The organism is Bacillus sp. KNSH39 (genome assembly GCF_052656585.1).
This window is the reverse complement of sequence record NZ_JBQXYO010000001.1, coordinates 3469619-3488096: the sequence shown is the minus strand read 5'-3', so window position 1 is coordinate 3488096 and position 18478 is coordinate 3469619. Positions and strand designations below refer to the sequence as shown.

At 37.7% G+C, this 18478-nt stretch carries 20 protein-coding genes and 1 tRNA gene; 11 read left to right on the top strand and 10 right to left on the bottom strand.

Annotation, left to right across the window (positions count from 1 at the left end; translation table 11 throughout):
- Nucleotides 1-189: 189 nt before the first annotated feature.
- The 8 genes from clpP to ACUL40_RS17895 form a co-directional block, all read right to left on the bottom strand.
- The gene (clpP, locus tag ACUL40_RS17930; RefSeq protein ID WP_001049162.1) at nucleotides 190-771 is read right to left on the bottom strand and encodes an ATP-dependent Clp endopeptidase proteolytic subunit ClpP; all 582 of its coding nucleotides are present in this window, start codon (nucleotides 769-771) and stop codon (nucleotides 190-192) included.
- 240 nt (nucleotides 772-1011) lie between these two features.
- Entirely contained in the window at nucleotides 1012-1881 is an 870-nt protein-coding gene (locus ACUL40_RS17925) for a DUF421 domain-containing protein (protein WP_000018924.1), read from the bottom strand.
- A gap of 20 nt (nucleotides 1882-1901) precedes the next feature.
- Nucleotides 1902-2108, bottom strand: coding sequence for a DUF1657 domain-containing protein (locus ACUL40_RS17920; protein WP_000215909.1), 207 nt, complete (start codon nucleotides 2106-2108; stop codon nucleotides 1902-1904).
- An 11-nt stretch (nucleotides 2109-2119) separates the two neighbouring features.
- Nucleotides 2120-2470 (bottom strand): stage V sporulation protein AE, encoded by a 351-nt coding sequence (spoVAE, locus tag ACUL40_RS17915; protein WP_000575919.1) that lies wholly within the window; start codon nucleotides 2468-2470, stop codon nucleotides 2120-2122.
- Nucleotides 2467-3483, bottom strand: coding sequence for a stage V sporulation protein AD (gene spoVAD, locus ACUL40_RS17910; protein WP_000938970.1), 1017 nt, complete (start codon nucleotides 3481-3483; stop codon nucleotides 2467-2469). The genes spoVAE and spoVAD overlap by 4 nt, the downstream gene beginning before the upstream one ends.
- Complete coding sequence (gene spoVAC, locus ACUL40_RS17905; protein ID WP_000146953.1) at nucleotides 3484-3960, bottom strand: stage V sporulation protein AC; 477 nt, start codon at nucleotides 3958-3960, stop codon at nucleotides 3484-3486.
- A gap of 29 nt (nucleotides 3961-3989) precedes the next feature.
- Nucleotides 3990-4475, bottom strand: coding sequence for a YhcN/YlaJ family sporulation lipoprotein (locus ACUL40_RS17900; RefSeq protein ID WP_001228545.1), 486 nt, complete (start codon nucleotides 4473-4475; stop codon nucleotides 3990-3992).
- Nucleotides 4476-4568: 93 nt separating this feature from the next.
- Nucleotides 4569-4775 carry a DUF1657 domain-containing protein gene (locus ACUL40_RS17895; protein ID WP_000216166.1) on the bottom strand — a complete coding sequence of 69 codons (207 nt, stop codon included), beginning with the start codon at nucleotides 4773-4775 and terminating at the stop codon, nucleotides 4569-4571.
- Between the two features lie 204 nt (nucleotides 4776-4979).
- On the opposite strand from ACUL40_RS17895, the gene ACUL40_RS17890 reads away from it, so the two are divergent.
- Nucleotides 4980-5055 (top strand) — tRNA-Arg (locus ACUL40_RS17890).
- 94 nt (nucleotides 5056-5149) lie between these two features.
- On the opposite strand, the gene ACUL40_RS17885 is transcribed toward ACUL40_RS17890, so the two are convergent.
- A complete protein-coding gene (locus ACUL40_RS17885) occupies nucleotides 5150-5791 on the bottom strand; it encodes a response regulator (RefSeq protein ID WP_000621765.1) in 642 nt (213 codons plus the stop codon).
- A 3-nt stretch (nucleotides 5792-5794) separates the two neighbouring features.
- Complete coding sequence (locus ACUL40_RS17880) at nucleotides 5795-8113, bottom strand: sensor histidine kinase (RefSeq protein WP_445422795.1); 2319 nt, start codon at nucleotides 8111-8113, stop codon at nucleotides 5795-5797.
- Nucleotides 8114-8429: 316 nt separating this feature from the next.
- On the opposite strand from ACUL40_RS17880, the gene ACUL40_RS17875 reads away from it, so the two are divergent.
- The 10 genes from ACUL40_RS17875 (at nucleotide 8430) to gpmI (ending at nucleotide 18453) form a co-directional block, all read left to right on the top strand.
- Nucleotides 8430-9314, top strand: a complete 885-nt coding sequence (locus tag ACUL40_RS17875; RefSeq protein WP_000863489.1) for an ABC transporter ATP-binding protein — start codon at nucleotides 8430-8432, stop codon at nucleotides 9312-9314.
- 3 nt (nucleotides 9315-9317) lie between these two features.
- Complete coding sequence (locus tag ACUL40_RS17870; protein WP_063246367.1) at nucleotides 9318-10538, top strand: ABC transporter permease; 1221 nt, start codon at nucleotides 9318-9320, stop codon at nucleotides 10536-10538.
- 19 nt (nucleotides 10539-10557) lie between these two features.
- Nucleotides 10558-10755: a hypothetical protein gene (locus tag ACUL40_RS17865; protein ID WP_000505575.1), complete on the top strand. Its 198-nt coding sequence runs from the start codon at nucleotides 10558-10560 to the stop codon at nucleotides 10753-10755.
- Between the two features lie 301 nt (nucleotides 10756-11056).
- Complete coding sequence (gene rpoN / locus ACUL40_RS17860) at nucleotides 11057-12364, top strand: RNA polymerase factor sigma-54 (RefSeq protein ID WP_000647955.1); 1308 nt, start codon at nucleotides 11057-11059, stop codon at nucleotides 12362-12364.
- Nucleotides 12365-12373: 9 nt separating this feature from the next.
- On the top strand, nucleotides 12374-12619 hold the full coding sequence (locus ACUL40_RS17855) for a glutaredoxin family protein (protein ID WP_000869730.1): 246 nt from the start codon (nucleotides 12374-12376) through the stop codon (nucleotides 12617-12619).
- A gap of 136 nt (nucleotides 12620-12755) precedes the next feature.
- A complete protein-coding gene (gene cggR, locus ACUL40_RS17850) occupies nucleotides 12756-13784 on the top strand; it encodes a gapA transcriptional regulator CggR (RefSeq protein ID WP_001258185.1) in 1029 nt (342 codons plus the stop codon).
- A gap of 26 nt (nucleotides 13785-13810) precedes the next feature.
- On the top strand, nucleotides 13811-14815 hold the full coding sequence (gene gap, locus ACUL40_RS17845) for a type I glyceraldehyde-3-phosphate dehydrogenase (protein ID WP_000161236.1): 1005 nt from the start codon (nucleotides 13811-13813) through the stop codon (nucleotides 14813-14815).
- Nucleotides 14816-14954: 139 nt separating this feature from the next.
- Nucleotides 14955-16139 (top strand): phosphoglycerate kinase, encoded by a 1185-nt coding sequence (locus tag ACUL40_RS17840; protein ID WP_001036350.1) that lies wholly within the window; start codon nucleotides 14955-14957, stop codon nucleotides 16137-16139.
- Between the two features lie 32 nt (nucleotides 16140-16171).
- Nucleotides 16172-16927: a triose-phosphate isomerase gene (gene tpiA, locus ACUL40_RS17835; protein ID WP_001231038.1), complete on the top strand. Its 756-nt coding sequence runs from the start codon at nucleotides 16172-16174 to the stop codon at nucleotides 16925-16927.
- Complete coding sequence (gene gpmI, locus ACUL40_RS17830; RefSeq protein ID WP_063219974.1) at nucleotides 16924-18453, top strand: 2,3-bisphosphoglycerate-independent phosphoglycerate mutase; 1530 nt, start codon at nucleotides 16924-16926, stop codon at nucleotides 18451-18453. The genes tpiA and gpmI overlap by 4 nt, the downstream gene beginning before the upstream one ends.
- Nucleotides 18454-18478 lie beyond the last annotated feature (25 nt).

The following is an 18478-nucleotide window of genomic DNA, read 5'->3' as shown; positions in this document are numbered from 1 at the left end:
CAGGGTGGGTATCCAGAAGGAGGTGCATGATAATAAAAAAGCACCCTGTAATAGGGCGCTTTTTTATGTATCCAGCTCCAGCGGCTAGAATCTCCGGTCGCTTCGCCCCTTCATTCGAGGCAAAAAGCGCCTCGGAATCAGGGCTCCATCGTCCTGTGATTCTGAACGAGCCGCTTCCGCTTTTAGTTATTAACGATTTGTAAAGATCTTATCGATTAAACCGTATTCTAAAGCTTTTTCTGCTGTCATGAAGTTGTCGCGGTCTGTGTCGCGTTGTAGTACTTCAAGTGGTTGACCAGTGCGGTCAGCAAGAATTTGGTTTAGTTTTTCACGTAAGAATAGGATACGTTTTGCAGCGATTTCGATTTCAGTCGCTTGACCTTGTGCTCCACCAAGTGGTTGGTGAATCATTACTTCACTGTTTGGAAGTGCATAACGTTTTCCTTTTTCACCTGCTGCAAGTAAGAATGCACCCATAGATGCAGCCATACCGATACAGATTGTTGATACTTGTGGTTTAATAAACTGCATTGTATCATAGATTGCCATACCCGCTGTGATAGAACCACCAGGGCTGTTGATGTAGATGTGAATATCTTTTTCTGGATCTTGAGATTCCAAGAATAAAAGCTGGGAAACGATTGAGTTAGCTACGTTGTCATCAATTGCACTACCAAGCATAATGATGCGGTCTTTTAATAGTCGAGAGTAAATATCGTAAGCGCGTTCTCCACGATTTGTTTGTTCAATTACTGTAGGAATTAAATTCATCTGTTATTTCCTCCTTATAAAGCTTTCTTAGTCTTATAATACAATTATGGTCAATAAAGGTCAAACGAAACCACTTTAAATCAAAAAAATATGTAGTTGTACCATGAAATATTCGCTATGTTTTCGAAATTCCCTGCTTATGTATCTTCAACATCATAACCGAATTACATAAATTTAAACGTTACGAAAACTGGAGAAAAAAGAAAAGAACGCCTTTTAACTGAAGCGTTCTTTCGATAATTAGTCTTTTAAAAGATAGGTTACTTTATTTAAAATCTTTTCGATTTGTTTCGCGTTTTTACTATACATTTCGCTTGCTGACTTCGACTTTGTTTCTAGGGAAAATAGTTCAAGATCAGCATGACATTTTTTTAAAGATGCTAATAATAAAGGTTTGTTTTGAGGAGAAGGCATTTGGAGTTTGTCATTGTAAATGTCGATAGTAAGTTGTCCGTATGAATCCACTTGACCGAGGAAGACATTTTCAATAACAACACCGAGTTTTTCTAATTCTGAATGTAGCCAAGCGCGGTTATGTCCGCTTGCTGAAAGAGGTTCATCTAGTACATTTCCATCCATAATAACAGTTTGTGGTTCTTTCTCGTTTGGTACTTTTAAACCGATGTCTTTTGCTGTAAGTGGCTGAGAATCTTTCTTTAATAATACATTTAATTCTCCGCTCGGTTCTAAGACAGCAAATTCGACTTCAGCTACGCTGAACGCACTTTTTCCACGGAGAAGTTCCAGTAATTCGTCACTCGTATATTTTTCTTTCTTCAAGTTATCTTCGAGTATCTTTCCGTCTTTTATTAATACGGTAGATTTCCCTTCAAAGAAGTCCCGAGCTGTTTTGTTCTTTAAAGAGAGGATTCCTGTTAAAAAAGGTACCACAGCGAAAATGAGTATCGCAAAGACGCCGTGAAAAAATTTTGAATCGAGCCCTGTAGATACTTGGGCAGCGATGTCACCAATCGTCATTCCGGCTATGTATTCAAAAAAGGAAAGCTGAGAGATTTGTCTTTTCCCTAACCATTTCGTAATAGCGAATAAAATAATTAATATGAATACAGAGCGAAGAATGACAAGTGTCCATTCCGGCAGGTGAGACATAGTCGTTTCCTCCAGTCTACTTAAAACCCTTTATATTGAGGTTCTTCACGTTCTAATACTGAAATTCTATCCTTTAAATCAGCGATGACGCTGTCCATTTCTAACATGCATTCATGAAATACGCGTTTTGATTCTTCGTCTTGTGAATTTAATGAAAGGGAGCTTAAACTTGCTTGGGCGCCCCTTACACTAGCAAGGCAAGTTTTTACGCTAGCGATAACAGTCATATAAATACCTCTTATCCTTTCGGTTTAAATAATAATGCTCCAATGAAGCCGAAAATAATAGCTGCTGATACACCGGCGCTCGTTACTTTAAACATGCCGGTAATAACGCCAACGATGCCATGTTTTGCAGCTTCTTCCATTGCGCCATGAACGAGGGCATTACCAAAGCTTGTAATAGGTACAGTTGCCCCGGCTCCAGCGAAATCAATTAATGGCTCATACAAATTAAATCCATCTAATATAGCTCCAGCAACAACGAGTGTTGCCATTGTATGAGCGGGTGTTAGTTTGCCGACATCAAACATAAGTTGGCCGATTACACATATGAGTCCGCCAATGACGAAAGCCCAGAAAAAAATCATTGCGTTGCACCTCCAAATTCAATCGAAACGGCATGAGCGATACATGGAATTGTTTCTTCTTGTTGGAATGTAAGTGGAGATAGTAAAGCGCCTGTCGCAACGACAAGTATTTTTTTGAACTCTCCTCTTTTCATTCGATTTAATAAATGACCATACACGACTGTTGCGGAACATCCAGGCCCGCTAGCACCAGCTATGACAGGTTGTCCTTCTCTGTAAATGATAATTCCGCAATCTTGAAATTGTTCGCTCGTTACTTTCGTTCCGTGTTTATGTAGTAAGTCATAAGCAATTTCGCGTCCTACATGTCCGAGATCGCCTGTTACGATTAAATCGTAGTAAGAGGCATCAATTTGGCGTTCACGTAAATGGGCTTCAATTGTATCAACTGCAGCTGGAGCCATTGCGCCTCCCATATTAAACGGATCCGTTAATCCCATATCAATCACTCGTCCGATTGTTGCAGAGGTTACTCTTGGACCGTGTCCAGTATCGCTTAAAATAGCGGCTCCTGCTCCGGTTACTGTCCACTGTGCAGTAGGCGGCTTTTGTCCGCCGTATTCGGTAGGGTAGCGGAATTGTTTTTCTACAGCAGTATTATGGCTTGAAGCTCCAGTTAATAAATATTTTGCACCTTTTGCATTTACGATACTTGCCCCAAGTGCTAAACCTTCCATAGAAGTAGAGCAAGCCCCGAATAGTCCGAGATAAGGAGTGCCAAGTGTGCGGCAAGCAAAGCTTGTTGGAGTGATTTGATTAATTAAATCTCCTGCGAGTACGAATTGAATATCGTCTTTACGAAGTTCTGCTTTTTCAGTAGCGCGGCTACAAGCTTCTTCGAATAAAATTTTATGTGCTTTTTCATAGGAATCTTGTCCAAGCCATAAATCTTCATGAAGGATATCGAAGTCTTCTGGGATGTTCCCCTTTGCTTCAAATGGTCCACCGACAACCCCTGTTGAGATAATGACTGGTTTGTTTTCAAATACCCACGTTCGGTGTCCTTGTAACATTTATAGCCCTCCCCATTGAACGAGAATAGTTTTAATAAGTGCGATGACGAAAGCGGAAAATACACCAAATAAAATTACAGAACCAGCTAGTTTAAACATATTGCCGCCAACGCCAAGGACAAATCCTTCCGTTCGATGCTCAATACATGCGGCAATAACAGAGTTACCAAATCCAGTAACAGGTACAGCTGTACCTGCTCCGGCAAACTGTCCAAAACGATCGTATATACCAAATCCAGTTAGTAACATGGAGATGAAAATGAGAGTTGCGACTGTTGGATTGCCTGCTGAGCGTTCAGTGAAATCAAAATATGTGATATAAAAAGTAGAAATGAGTTGTCCGATGAAGCAAATAAAACCACCGACGAAAAAGGCTTTTATACAATTTTTTAAGACAGGTCGTTTCGGTTCGCGTTCTTGTTCGAATTTTTTATACTCCTGTTGTACAGGGGTTAAGTTTTTATCTTTACTAGCCATTGCAATCCTTCCTTTTCTTTTAAAAAGCGTTAAGTGTTAGACTCCATTTTTTTACCAATGAATTTTAATTGTTTATTAATTTCATCTTTAGATACTTCTTTTTCCTTAATTTTTCTTTCGAGTTTTTCGAGTAACATAAAGATTTTTTTATCTGTACTGACACGAACATCGAAAGTAGGATGCTCATCACTTAGCTGCTTTTGAAGCTTTTTACGAAGAGGTTTTAATCCAAACCTTTCGTGATGCTCAGGTGTAACTGCTATGTAGAGATCTAAATTTGAATTCACTGCTGTGCTTTTTATAATTTCATCCATAGCGAGAGCTCTTTTTTTCGCTCCTTGTGATATAGATTGATTAAAGGATTCCGTACTCGTCTTTGTTAACTTTGGACCTTTTTCTTTCTCCGTTCGTTTTGCTTCTTCTTTCACTTTTTTATCTAAAGGACTATTATCACATCCGGTAAAAGAGCTAAATAGAAGTGCAAATAATGCGGTTATGAGGCCGAGTTTTCGCATAATTATCATTCCATTTCTATTACAATATGTAATGTGATAGAAAAAGGATGACTGCATATCATCCTTTTTCTATTTCACAGCAAGACTGATTTGTTATTGCTGTGAGTATTGTGGTTCTTCTTGTTGGACTTCTTCAACGCGTGGGTTTAAAGAATCGATAATCGTTTGTGTTTGCTGCGCAGCTGTTTGGAAAAGTTGCTTCGCTTGTTGGTTATCCGTATCAAGAGCGAATCCCTCTAAGCTAGCTTGTGCACTTTTTAATCCAGAAACAGTTTGCTTTAGTTTCGTAATTACAGTCATTGAATGAAGCCCCCTTTGGAATATCAATTCAAAGATTATAATTTGTGAGTTGGGGTGAATTTATGATTGGAAAATTTAGGGGTGAAATAGATTTTATATGCTTTTAGCTAAGATGCATAAGGTATTACGGGGATATTTTTATTGATTTAGATGGATTTTATTGCTATTATTATGAGAAGAAAATGAAGTGTTTTCTATAATCATGCGCCCATAGCTCAGTCGGATAGAGCGGTGGTTTCCGGTACCACGTCTGCCGGGGGTTCGAATCCCTCTGGGCGCGTCAAAAAGTCCTAACTTACGTTTTGTAGGTTAGGACTTTTTTGTTTATCTCATTATTTGAGGGTTAAACAAAACAAACTGATGGAAGTCTCATTTTATATGTGTACTTTCAAAATGCCTTGTCTCATTGCTTCTGTTAAAGCTTCGGAGCGTGATCCTACTTTTAATTTTTTGAAGATTTTTGTTAGGTTGTATTCTACAGCTCTTGAACTCATGTACAGTTCATCAGCAATTTGTTTATTGCTACTTCCTTTAGAGACGGATTCTAAGATTTCTAATTCTTTTTGTGTAAGAAGAGCGGTTTTATTTTCAAGTTGTTGAGTCGTTATATCGTCTGTACGTAGTTGACGTAATAACGAAATAGGAAGTAAAGTATATCCGTTTACAGCTGCACGAATTGCCATTAATAGCTCTTGCTGAGAAGCTGATTTACTAATAATGCCGCTGATACCAGAGTTTATTAATAAATTGAATTGGGATACGTATTCAAAACCTGTATATAAAATGATTTTTGCATCTGTTTGAATATGTAATATTTTCTGGGCGAGTTCAATACCACTGCAATTGGGCATATTCATATCCAAGAGGTATACGTCAAAAGGTGTAGCATCACTTTTTATAAGTGCTTCCTGTTCATTTAAAATATATTCTGCTTGCATATCTTCTTCTAATTCAATCATGCTCTTTGTTCCTTCGCCTACAATTTGATGATCATCTACAATTAATACTCGAATCATTATTTACCACCTCGGAACTGTAATGTTTATTTGAAGTCCTTTTTTAGCTTCGGATACTATATGTATTTCTCCACCAATTGATTGAAGCCTTCCTTTTATACCGGAAAGCCCCATATGCTGCTTAGGAGAGTGGGGAGTGTCTATATTAAAACCTTTGCCGTTGTCTCGGTAGTCTAGGAAAATACAGTTATTCTCTTCCCATAAAAAAATCGATACGATGGTTGCCTCGGAATGTTTATCTGCGTTTGTTAGTAGTTCTTGAATGATACGATATAAAGATAAAATTTTGTCAAAATCGTAATGATGTTCTTGAATTGATTCATAATCAAATTGAATTTGAAACTGCACACGTAATCGTGTTTGGGCTAGCAATTCTCTTAATGCACCAATTAAACCAGCATCTGATAAAAGTGATGGACGCAATTCATTACATGTGTCGCGAATTTGTTGTATTACATCGTGCATACCGAAGTGGATTTTTTTTAGTTCATTTTTTAATTCTAGTGGAACGGATTTGTTTTTTAGTAAAGAGTCTAGTTTGCGGTACCATACGATTTGATCTTGTAATGCAGAGTCGTGTAAATCTGAAGCGAGTCGGCGCCTTTCTTGTTCAGAAATTTGAAAGAGTAGGCGTGATAAGCTTGCAGAATTTGTTTTGGATTCTAAACTCTCCTGCTCTAGAGAATGAATAATTTCATTAATGGTATACAAGTTTTCGTAAATAAGACGGACGTATGTCGTGACAGTGATGAACCATGATTTTTCATGCGTATTATATTTAATATTATTCACTTTTCTTCCAATCCAGATGTAGTGTTTTATATGTTTAGTAGAGTATAAGTAAATACCGATGCATCCATCATCCTCTAATAAATCATTAATTAGTAATGCTGCCATACTCCATTTTTTCTTTTTAGAAAGTGTGAAATCTTTCGGTTGTCCATATCCGTTGCATTGTGTATATGTGTTTTCTTTCATATCATATTGAACAAATTGAATAAAAGAAGGTTTCAACATCGAAACGATTTCATTAGTGAATTTTTTCTCTAACTCTTCTGTTTTCATAATAGATGATAGCTGTGCGGTAAACTGTTCAATGTTTACGTATAAGTTTGTTTTAGTCCGAAAGAGGTGATTACGAAATGTAAAATCTAATCTTTCTTTTAATATGAGAAATAGAATATTTAACGGAAAAATAATAATAAAACTTTGCAGCAGTCGAGAGAGAAAATTGTCTTTGTAATAAATGCTCCAGCTCGTAATGATTGCAATTAATAGAGTTGGGATTAATGACAGAAATGCGTAATACCGTAAACGATCAAATACAAAATCTACATCAAAAATCTGCTTCGTCGCTACTAAATAAAAATAACCGATTGGAAGAGCGATTAGGAACATAGCTCCAATATCTGCTGAGAGAATCGGTGTACTGAATATTGCATCTGGAAGGGCATAGAGTGTAACGAACGGAAAGAAGGCAATGGAATGAATCGTGAGCATTAATTTTAAAAATGGTTTATGTACTGTATTGTGATATTTGATATAGGCACGGATTAAAAAATATATGCAAAAGATAATATTTATTGAAAGGTAAATTAGTTCTAATCCATCGGTATTAACTACGGGAAACGGAATGAACATCGTTAAAATAGAGAGTGATAGTAAAATAATGCCAATTGCAATATCGATTTTTAGAAATCTCATAGAAATGACGTATAGTTGCTTTTTCTTGAATAACTCATTCAATAATAAAATGAGAGACATAGGTGTACCTTGAAATACAATACTTAAAATAATGAGGGCGATAAAATCACCTTTACCAGATTCAACTGCGATTAGAAGACTTGAGGAAGTCATGAATAGAAACGTAATCAAAAAGAATGTTTCCCGGCTCAAAGGCTTCTTTGTATAAAGAAAAATAGATAACCCTAAACAAATAAAAGCGAGTAGGAAGGGAAAGTATATAGAAATAATTTTGTCACGAGAATCAATAAAATGTTGTGTTCCTTTATAAGTTTGGATGATATCGCCTTTTTTAACTTGTATTTCAGATGCATTTAGTGATTGGTTTTGATATCCAGGAAGTATTCCTAAATGAGGCTTTTCTTTATTTATCGAATAGATTATATCTCCTTCTTTTAAGTCCGTATGAAAAGCCCAACCGGAGGATTTAATTTTTGCTATTGTGTATGTAGCTGAGTCTGTTTTAGAAATAAGAACGCCACTATATGGTTGGTTTATTTTATATAAGATATAGCCTTGTAAACAAAAATACAGGATAGTTACACATAAAATGAAAACGAAGTTACGTTGTATCTGCAACGGTTTGGACACCTCTCTTTGTAGGTATATCGTTTAATTTCTGAATATTTTTATAATAACATTTAAGAAGTTTTCATACAATCAACTTCATCTGTTGAAATTGCGGTGAACCACATAAGAGTGGTTCGCTTTTTTTACGGTAAATACAGTACGGATTGCGGACAATAGCATCAGAAAGAAGTCTATGATAAAGATACAACTTAACAAGTCAATGAAGGAGGAAATAGTTATGAAAAAGTTTTTGTTGATGGTAGGCGGGATGGTATTAGGAATGGCGGTTATTTATTTCGTAAAAAGCTAAAAGGAGCTGTTATGGATGGCATTTGAAATTCAAGGTTTAAATAAAACATTTGGTGAATATAAAGCCGTTAATGATTTAAATATACGTGTAGAAGAAGGTGGAATTTTAGGGATGCTGGGCCGAAATGGTGCTGGTAAGACGACAACGATTCGTATGATCTTAGATTTAATCAAACCGGATAGCGGCCAAATTCTATGGAATAATCGCCCTTTTTCAAAGAAAGACCTATCTATTGGCTATTTACCAGAAGAGCGTGGATTATACCCGAAAATGAATGTAGTGGAGCAATTGGTGTATTTCGGCAAGTTAGAAGGAATGCCAGCTAATCTTGCAAAAAGGCATGCGTTACAGTGGCTAGAAAAATTAGAAATGACACCACATTTAAAGAAGAAAACAGAGGAATTGTCAAAGGGAAATCAACAAAAAATTCAATTGATTTCAGCGATATTGCATAATCCGGAATTCATCATACTAGATGAGCCATTTAGTGGATTGGATCCTGTAAATGCAGAGATGTTAAAAAATGTTGTACTTGAGTTAATCGCGCAAAGAAAAACGATTATCTTTTGTAGTCATCAAATGGACAGTGTAGAAACGTTCTGTGAGGAAATTTGTATTATGAAAAACGGTCAAATTGTATTATCGGGTGCCTTGTCAGATATTAAGAAAAGTTATCAATACAAATATATGACGTTACAAACGGAAGGGGATATTGAACCGATTCTTAAGAAGAAAAATTTCAATTTTGAAAAAGTTAATCGTACGTTCATGATTAAAGTTAATGATGGAGAGGATGCATTTTCGCTGCTTGAAGACATTAAAACTAAACAATATATCCGAGATGTTTCTATTAAAGAACCTTCTTTACATCAAATCTTTGTTGAAAAGGCGGGTGCATAAGTAATGAGGAATTTCTGGATTGTTTTAGGGCAAACGTATTGGGATCGTGTGAGGGCGAAAATATTTATTGGGATGACATTGTTATTAATAGGGGGAGGGATATTCTTATTCTCCTTTCCAACTTTAGTACAAAAGTTTTCTGGAGAGAAAGAAAAAGCAAAAGTTGTATTTATTTCCGAAGCACCTAATGTTACTTTGGATCAATCTAATCTTAGTAAAGCTCTTCCAGAATGGGATTGGTCTTTAGGTGATAAAACAAAATTAAATCAATATAAGCAAGATTTGTTAGATAAGAAAGTCGAAGCGCTCTTTATATTAAAAGAGGGTGCGGGTGCTGAACCAGTATTAGATTACTTTATGAAGGTGGATAATCCTAAGTTGATTCAAAGTGCGCAGGTATTTGTACAAAATCAGTATTTTCAAAGTGCGGTAGTTAAACAACAGTTATCAGAAGAGGCTGTGAAATCACTGACGATGAACGTGCAAGCGAAAAAGCAAAACTTAAATAACGAAGAAACAAGCTCATTCTTACTGGTGTATTTATTAGTGGCGATTATGTACTTAGCAATTACTTCGTATGGAAATGCGATTGCTACAGCGGTAGCGTCAGAGAAGGCGTCGCGTGTTATGGAAGTGATGGTAACGAAGGTGTCGCCTGTTCACATGGTCTTTGGGAAGATATTAGGAGTCGGTCTTGCTAGTTTGACACAGTTATTTATTTTCTTCCTTAGTATGGCGCTATATATTAAATCTGGAATTTTTAAGGTATCGGATTCGTTTTTTGGAGTGAATATTGATGTAAATATGATTACAGGTGAGCATGCTGCATATTTCTTGTTATATTTTGTTCTCGGTTACTTCGTTTATGCGGCACTTTTCGCAGTGTTTGGTTCTATGGTAAGCAGGCCAGAAGAATTATCCGGAACAACGATGCCGATTACTCTTATATTGATGGGAAGCTTAGTGGTGGAGTTATTAGTAGTACTTGATAACCCTGAAGGGCTAGTATCAAGGGTGACATCATATGTTCCGTTTACAGCCCCAATTAGTATGGTAGTTAGGATTATTAATGGATCCGTTGGGAGTTTAGAAATTATTACATCTATGGTTGTATTACTGGCTAGCATTAGCTTAATTGCTATGTTTGCAGCGAAGGTCTATCCGAAAGGTGTATTAAGAAGTGGTAAGAGCCTTAAATTCATTCAATTGTTAAAAAATAATTAATTGCAGGGGGGAATAAATTATGGGATTTTTTTCGAAAAGAAAACAAAAAATGATGGATAGTAATAACGAGAGAAGCGTGAAAAAAATAGTTGAGTTGTCTGTGGAAGAGATGAGAGGAATTCAAGGAGCGTCTAGTGAATCGAACGATTATCTCTATGATTCCTATGTAATTAGGAATCAAAGTTCCTTAGCTTTAAATAAGAGGTTTCTTTCTTAATTAAGTATCGTAAAAGAGTAGTTAGGCATAGTGAAGTGTCACTATACCTAAACTGCTCTTTTTATTTTGGAATTGAACAGAGATAAATTTAATGTTGTTATATATAAAATTAAGGGTTACTATTAGTATGTGGTAACAAATAATTGAGTTTATTATTTTCTTTCAATATTATTCAAATTTAGGTTGTAAGTTGTAAATCTCATTAATACATATAAATTAATAATATTTTGGAATGGGTGTCTGCGTGAGGATTCTCCTTTTACCAAACTTATTGTACAATAGAAACAAGGGGGAGATTAGTTTGAAGGCAAGTCTTTTACAAGAACAAAGCTTACGTTTGGCAATGACACAAGAGTTAAGGCAAGCGATTACAATGCTCCAGTATAATGTACAAGAATTATCGGAGTTTTTGTATGAGCAATCGTTAGAGAATCCCCTTATTGAGTTAGGTGGTTTTGAGAGGGAGAAGAAAAAGAGCTCTAACAACAGTAAAAGTACCAGCAAACAAGTCGAGAATCAGATGGAGATCTACAGTGTGGATTCTACAACGATTCAGCAACATTTATTAAATCAAATACAGTATTATAAAATAGATGAAGAAGAGCGAAAAGTAGCTTCTTTCATTATTATGAACATGGATGGAAATGGATATTTACAAGAAACGAATGAAGAGTTAGCAGAGCTCCTTTCTGCGCATATTCATGTAGTCGACCGCTCTGTAGAGCTTGTCCAATCACTGGAACCAGCAGGGGTAGGGGCGCGTAATATTCAGGAATGTTTAACTTTGCAATTGAAGCGCTTACAAAGGCGGAATGGATTAGCAGAAGAGGTTGTAGAAGATCATTTCGCTTATTTTGTGAAGAAAGATTGGCGAAAGCTCGTTCAAGTGTTGAAATGTAGTAATGAGGAATTACAGAGTGCGGTAAATTGTATAACGTCATTACAACCAAAACCAGGTCTTGCGTTTTCTTCAGATAAACCACTTTATATTGTGCCTGATATGGCGGTGAAAAAAGATGGCGATCGCCTCGTTTTACAAATGAATGAGAGAAATATGCCGAGAATTGAAATTCATTCTGAATATAGTGCGCTTCTTAATAATAGTGAAAGTGAAGTAGCATCTTACGTATCAGAAAAGTATCAGCATGTGCAGTGGATTATGCGCAGTTTGAAGCAGAGAAAACAGACGCTGCTGCAAGTAATGACTATTATTATGGAAAAACAACGTGATTTCTTCTGGAAAGGTCCAGAGTATTTAAGACCTCTCGCTTTAAAAGAGGTAGCGGAAGAGTTAAGTGTGCATGAATCGACAATTAGTCGTGCGACGCGAAATAAATATGTGCAAACACCACACGGTTTATTTGAGATGAAATCGTTCTTTAGCAATGCCGTTTCGACGACTGAAGATGAAGCAGTTTCTACAAAACGTGTAAAACAATTTATTCAAACGCTAATTGGGGCAGAGGATAAGAAAAAGCCACTTTCAGATCAAAAGATTTCAAAATTATTAGAAGAAGAGCATGAAATTGTTATTTCTCGAAGAACAGTGGCGAAGTATAGAGAACAAATGCATATCCCAGCTTCGTCATTACGAAAAACGATCGGATAGGTGAAGAAGATGAAAGTTGTACTGTATACTAAAAAAGATTGTGGCCTTTGCGTGAAGGCGAAACAAGTTTTACAGGAAGTACAATGTGAATATTCTTTTCAAATCGAGGAAATAGATATATATGAAGATAATGACCTTTTAGAAAAATATCACTTAATGATTCCGGTTGTAGAAATGGACGGAAAACAAGTAGAATATGGTAACATTCACAAAGGTGTCATAATAAACTATATAAAGAATGCAGTTAAGAGTTGAATAAGTTTCTATCTCCTGTTACAATAATACACGTAGCAGGGATTATTTTTTTAACCTATGTGGGACACAAAATGTCACTACGGGACGTAAAGTGACCACGAAGGAAAAATGAACCGATGTAGTGAGGAGAAAAGATATGCGCTCATGGATTCAGAACACAAAAAAATTATTACCTGATCTGCTACCTGTTATGCAAACGAGAATGCAAATTCTTCAATACATTAGGCTCATGCAGCCGATTGGAAGAAGAAACTTATCAGCAAGTCTCGGTATGACAGAACGAGTATTGCGAAGTGAAGTTCAAGTTTTGAAAGAACAAAACTTAGTTCACGTCGCTTCTTCTGGAATGACTTTGACAGAAGAAGGAACAGCTTTAGTTCTTGCTTTGGAAGACTTTATGAAAGAAATTTCCGGGTTAAAGGTTTTAGAAAAGCAACTTAAGGAAACATTAGACTTGGATGAAGTTTTCGTTGTCCCTGGTGATAGTGATGAATCACCTTGGGTCAAACTGGAGATGGGCCGTGCTTGTGTGACTTGTATAAAAGACCGTCTGACAGCGAATAATATCGTTGCTGTGGCTGGAGGAACTACGCTAGCTGCTGCTGCGGACATGATGCAACTTGATTGCAAAGATTTACATATGCTATTTGTCCCAGCACGTGGTGGAATTGGAGAAGGCGTCGAATTAGAAGCCAATACCATTTGTGCCAAGATGGCGCAAAATACGATGAGTAATTATCGCTTATTGTATGTTCCAGACCATGTTAGTAGCGAAGCATATGCGTCTATTGTGACAGAGCCTTCCGTGAAAGAAGTTCTTGAGTTGATTCGATCTTCCAATATCGTCATTCATGGAATAGGTGATGCGTTAACAATGGCACGTCGCAGAAGTACTTCAGAAGCAGATTGGTTAAAGATTCAGGCAAGCGAAGCAGTTGGCGAAGCTTTCGGTTACTACTTTAATGAAGAAGGAAATGTTGTTCATAAAGTAAGAACAGTTGGTATGCAACTAGAGGATTTACAAAATGTATCTCACGTTGTTGCAGTCGCTGGAGGTTCTTCAAAGGCAAAAGCAATACAGGCTGTAATTAAACAAGGGCACACTTCAATTCTAATTACAGATGAAGGTGCAGCAAAACAGTTAACAAAGGGTTTTACCCTTTAATATAATCCCCCAAGGAGGAAATTCAAATGACTAAAATTGGTATTAATGGATTTGGACGTATCGGACGTAACGTATTCCGCGCAGCTCTTAACAACTCTGAGGTAGAAGTAGTAGCAATCAACGACTTAACAGATGCTAAAACATTAGCTCACCTTTTAAAATATGACACAGTTCACGGAACTTTAAATGCAGAAGTATCTGCTAACGAAAACAGCATCGTTGTTAACGGTAAAGAAATTAAAGTTATCGCTGAGCGTGACCCAGCTCAATTACCATGGAGCGACTACGGAGTAGAAGTAGTAGTAGAATCTACTGGCCGTTTCACTAAAAAATCAGACGCTGAGAAACACTTAGGTGGATCAGTTAAGAAAGTTATCATCTCAGCTCCAGCTTCTGACGAAGATATCACTGTAGTTATGGGTGTTAACCACGAACAATACGATGCAGCTAACCACAACGTAGTATCTAACGCTTCTTGTACTACAAACTGTCTAGCTCCATTCGCTAAAGTATTAAACGAAAAATTCGGCGTAAAACGCGGAATGATGACAACAATTCACTCTTACACTAACGACCAACAAATCTTAGACTTACCACACAAAGATTTACGTCGTGCTCGTGCAGCAGCTGAAAACATGATCCCAACATCTACTGGTGCAGCTAAAGCTGTAGCATTAGTATTACCAGAACTTAAAGGTAAATTAAACGGTGGCGCTGTACGTGTTCCAACTGCTAACGTTTCTCTAGTTGACCTAGTTGTTGAACTTGACAAAGAAGTAACAGTTGAAGAAGTAAATGCAGCATTCAAAGCAGCAGCTGAAGGCGAATTAAAAGGTATCCTTGGATACAGCGAAGAGCCATTAGTATCTATCGACTATAACGGATGTACAGCTTCTTCTACAATCGATGCATTATCTACAATGGTAATGGAAGGTAACATGGTTAAAGTACTTTCTTGGTACGATAACGAAACTGGTTACTCTAACCGCGTAGTAGACCTAGCAGCTTACATGACTTCAAAAGGTCTTTAATTCTTAATTATATAAGTTATCAATGACAAAACGAGGGAGAGGGTTTGTTCCCTCTCTCTCTTCTTTCGTTTTAAAAGCAAATGTGTTAAGCTTTTGAGTGGGTTTTGTCAATCCTAACTAGTAGTCGGAGGGAAATCCAATGAACAAAAAATCAATTCGTGACGTAGATTTAAAAGGTAAGCGTGTATTTTGCCGCGTTGATTTCAACGTACCTATGAAAGAAGGCAAAATTACAGATGAAACTCGTATCCGTGCAGCTCTTCCTACAATTCAATATTTAGTAGAGCAAGGTGCGAAAGTTATTTTAGCAAGTCACTTAGGCCGTCCAAAAGGTCAAGTAGTAGAAGAAATGCGTTTAACTCCAGTAGCAGCACGTTTAGGCGAGCTTCTTGGTAAAGACGTTAAAAAAGCGGACGAAGCATTCGGACCAGTTGCACAAGAAATGGTTGCAGCAATGAACGAAGGCGACGTATTAGTTCTTGAAAACGTACGTTTCTATGCGGGCGAAGAAAAGAACGATGCAGAACTTGCGAAAGAATTTGCAGCACTTGCTGACATCTTCGTAAACGATGCATTCGGTGCAGCTCACCGTGCTCACGCTTCTACAGCAGGTATCGCAGACTACCTACCAGCAGTATCTGGTCTATTAATGGAAAAAGAGTTAGATGTACTTGGTAAAGCACTTTCTAACCCAGAACGTCCATTTACAGCTATTATCGGTGGTGCGAAAGTAAAAGATAAAATCGGTGTAATTCGTCATCTATTAGACAAAGTAGATAACTTAATCATCGGTGGTGGACTTGCTTACACATTCGTTAAAGCTTTAGGTCATGAAATTGGTCTATCTCTATGTGAAGACGACAAGATCGAACTAGCTAAAGAATTTATGCAACTTGCAAAAGAAAAAGGCGTAAACTTCTACATGCCAGTTGATGTTGTAATCACTGAGGAATTCTCTGAAACTGCAACAACTAAAATCGTTGGTATCGACTCTATCCCTTCTAACTGGGAAGGCGTGGACATCGGTCCTAAAACACGTGAAATTTATGCAGATGTAATTAAAAATTCTAAGCTTGTTGTATGGAATGGACCAATGGGTGTATTCGAAATGACTCCATTCGCAGAAGGTACAAAAGCAGTAGGACAAGCATTAGCAGATGCAGAAGATACATACTCTGTTATCGGCGGTGGTGACTCTGCAGCAGCTGTTGAAAAATTCGGTATGGCTGATAAAATGAGCCACATTTCTACTGGCGGCGGTGCGTCATTAGAATTCATGGAAGGTAAAGAGCTTCCAGGTGTAGTTTGTCTTAACGACAAATAAGTAGCAGCCAAAGAAAAAGGACGGTGCAAAGCATGCGTAAACCAATTATCGCAGGTAACTGGAAAATGAATAAAACTCTATCAGAAGCAGTTAGCTTCGTAGAGGAAGTTAAAGGTCAAATCCCAGCAGCTTCAGCTGTTGATGCAGTAGTTTGCTCTCCAGCTCTATTCTTAGAGCGCCTTGTAGCAGCAACTGAAGGAACTGACTTACAAGTAGGTGCACAAAACATGCACTTCGAAAAAAATGGTGCATTCACTGGCGAAATTAGCCCAGTAGCACTTAGCGACTTAAAAGTTGGCTATGTAGTACTTGGCCACTCTGAGCGTCGTGAAATGTTTGCTGAAACAGATGAGTCAGTAAACAAAAAGACTATCGCAGCATTTGAACATGGTTTAACACCAATCGTATGTTGTGGTGAGACTTTAGAAGAGCGCGAAAGCGGAAAAACATTTGATCTAGTAGCAGGTCAAGTGACAAAAGCACTTGCAGGTTTAACAGAAGAGCAAGTTAAAGCAACTGTTATCGCTTATGAGCCAATCTGGGCTATCGGTACAGGTAAATCTTCTTCTTCTGCAGATGCAAACGAAGTATGTGCGCACATCCGTAAAGTTGTTGCAGAAGCTGTTTCTCCAGAAGCTGCAGAAGCTGTTCGTATCCAATACGGCGGTAGCGTAAAACCAGAAAACATTAAAGAGTATATGGCACAATCTGACATCGACGGCGCTTTAGTTGGCGGTGCTAGCTTAGAGCCAGCTTCGTTCTTAGGTCTTCTGGGGGCGGTAAAATGAGAAAGCCAACAGCTTTAATCATTCTTGACGGTTTCGGACTTCGTGAAGAAACTTACGGGAATGCTGTAGCACAAGCTAAGAAACCTAATTTTGATGGTTACTGGAACAAATTCCCTCACACAACGCTTACAGCTTGTGGCGAGGCAGTAGGTCTTCCAGAAGGTCAAATGGGTAACTCTGAGGTTGGTCACTTAAATATCGGTGCTGGCCGCATTGTATATCAAAGCTTAACACGCGTTAACGTTGCAATTCGTGAAGGTGAGTTCGATAAGAACGAAACGTTCCAAAGTGCAATTAAAAGCGTAAAAGAAAAAGGTACTGCACTTCATTTATTCGGTTTACTTTCTGACGGTGGTGTGCACAGTCACATGAATCACATGTTTGCTCTTCTTCGCTTAGCAGCTAAAGAAGGCGTTGAGAAAGTATACATTCATGCATTCTTAGATGGCCGCGATGTTGGACCAAAAACAGCACAAAGCTATATCGATGCAACAAATGAAGTAATTAAAGAAACAGGAGTAGGACAATTCGCGACTATCTCTGGTCGTTATTACTCCATGGACCGTGACAAGCGTTGGGATCGCGTAGAAAAATGTTACCGTGCTATGGTGAATGGTGAAGGCCCTACTTATAAATCAGCAGAAGAGTGTGTAGAAGACTCTTATGCGAACGGTATCTATGATGAATTCGTATTGCCGTCTGTAATTGTTAACGAAGATAACACGCCAGTTGCAACAATCAATGATGATGATGCAGTTATCTTCTATAACTTCCGTCCAGACCGTGCAATTCAAATTGCTCGTGTATTTACAAACGAAGACTTCCGTGAGTTCGATCGTGGTGAAAAAGTACCTCACATTCCAGAATTCGTATGTATGACACACTTCAGTGAAACTGTAGATGGTTACGTGGCATTCAAGCCAATGAACCTTGATAACACTTTAGGTGAAGTTGTTGCGCAAGCGGGATTAAAGCAACTTCGCATCGCGGAAACTGAAAAGTATCCGCACGTTACATTCTTCTTTAGCGGTGGTCGTGAGGCTGAATTCCCAGGAGAAGAGCGTATCTTAATTAACTCACCAAAGGTTGCAACGTATGACTTGAAACCTGAAATGAGCATTTACGAAGTAACGGACGCTTTAGTAAATGAAATCGAAAATGATAAACATGATGTTATCATTCTTAACTTTGCGAACTGTGATATGGTTGGCCATTCTGGGATGATGGAACCAACAATTAAAGCAGTAGAAGCAACTGACGAATGTTTAGGAAAAGTTGTAGAAGCGATTCTTGCAAAAGATGGTGTAGCACTTATTACTGCTGACCATGGTAATGCGGATGAAGAATTAACTTCTGAAGGAGAGCCAATGACAGCTCATACAACTAACCCGGTTCCTTTCATTGTTACTAAGAACGACGTAGAATTACGTGAAGATGGTATCTTAGGTGATATCGCTCCAACAATGCTTACACTTTTAAATGTGGAACAACCGAAAGAAATGACAGGTAAAACAATTATTAAATAATTTGCTTATATAAAAAGGAGAGAAT

Excerpts from the sequence above, each read along its gene's own strand:
- clpP (WP_001049162.1), bottom strand. The coding sequence starts at position 771 with ATGAATTTAATTCCTACAGTAATTGAACAAACAAATCGTGGAGAACGC.
- ACUL40_RS17925 (WP_000018924.1), bottom strand. The coding sequence starts at position 1,881 with ATGTCTCACCTGCCGGAATGGACACTTGTCATTCTTCGCTCTGTATTC.
- ACUL40_RS17920 (WP_000215909.1), bottom strand. The coding sequence starts at position 2,108 with ATGACTGTTATCGCTAGCGTAAAAACTTGCCTTGCTAGTGTAAGGGGC.
- spoVAE (WP_000575919.1), bottom strand. The coding sequence starts at position 2,470 with ATGATTTTTTTCTGGGCTTTCGTCATTGGCGGACTCATATGTGTAATC.
- spoVAD (WP_000938970.1), bottom strand. The coding sequence starts at position 3,483 with ATGTTACAAGGACACCGAACGTGGGTATTTGAAAACAAACCAGTCATT.
- spoVAC (WP_000146953.1), bottom strand. The coding sequence starts at position 3,960 with ATGGCTAGTAAAGATAAAAACTTAACCCCTGTACAACAGGAGTATAAA.
- ACUL40_RS17900 (WP_001228545.1), bottom strand. The coding sequence starts at position 4,475 with ATGCGAAAACTCGGCCTCATAACCGCATTATTTGCACTTCTATTTAGC.
- ACUL40_RS17895 (WP_000216166.1), bottom strand. The coding sequence starts at position 4,775 with ATGACTGTAATTACGAAACTAAAGCAAACTGTTTCTGGATTAAAAAGT.
- ACUL40_RS17885 (WP_000621765.1), bottom strand. The coding sequence starts at position 5,791 with ATGATTCGAGTATTAATTGTAGATGATCATCAAATTGTAGGCGAAGGA.
- ACUL40_RS17875 (WP_000863489.1), top strand. The coding sequence starts at position 8,430 with ATGGCATTTGAAATTCAAGGTTTAAATAAAACATTTGGTGAATATAAA.
- ACUL40_RS17870 (WP_063246367.1), top strand. The coding sequence starts at position 9,318 with ATGAGGAATTTCTGGATTGTTTTAGGGCAAACGTATTGGGATCGTGTG.
- ACUL40_RS17865 (WP_000505575.1), top strand. The coding sequence starts at position 10,558 with ATGGGATTTTTTTCGAAAAGAAAACAAAAAATGATGGATAGTAATAAC.
- ACUL40_RS17855 (WP_000869730.1), top strand. The coding sequence starts at position 12,374 with ATGAAAGTTGTACTGTATACTAAAAAAGATTGTGGCCTTTGCGTGAAG.
- cggR (WP_001258185.1), top strand. The coding sequence starts at position 12,756 with ATGCGCTCATGGATTCAGAACACAAAAAAATTATTACCTGATCTGCTA.
- gap (WP_000161236.1), top strand. The coding sequence starts at position 13,811 with ATGACTAAAATTGGTATTAATGGATTTGGACGTATCGGACGTAACGTA.
- ACUL40_RS17840 (WP_001036350.1), top strand. The coding sequence starts at position 14,955 with ATGAACAAAAAATCAATTCGTGACGTAGATTTAAAAGGTAAGCGTGTA.
- tpiA (WP_001231038.1), top strand. The coding sequence starts at position 16,172 with ATGCGTAAACCAATTATCGCAGGTAACTGGAAAATGAATAAAACTCTA.
- gpmI (WP_063219974.1), top strand. The coding sequence starts at position 16,924 with ATGAGAAAGCCAACAGCTTTAATCATTCTTGACGGTTTCGGACTTCGT.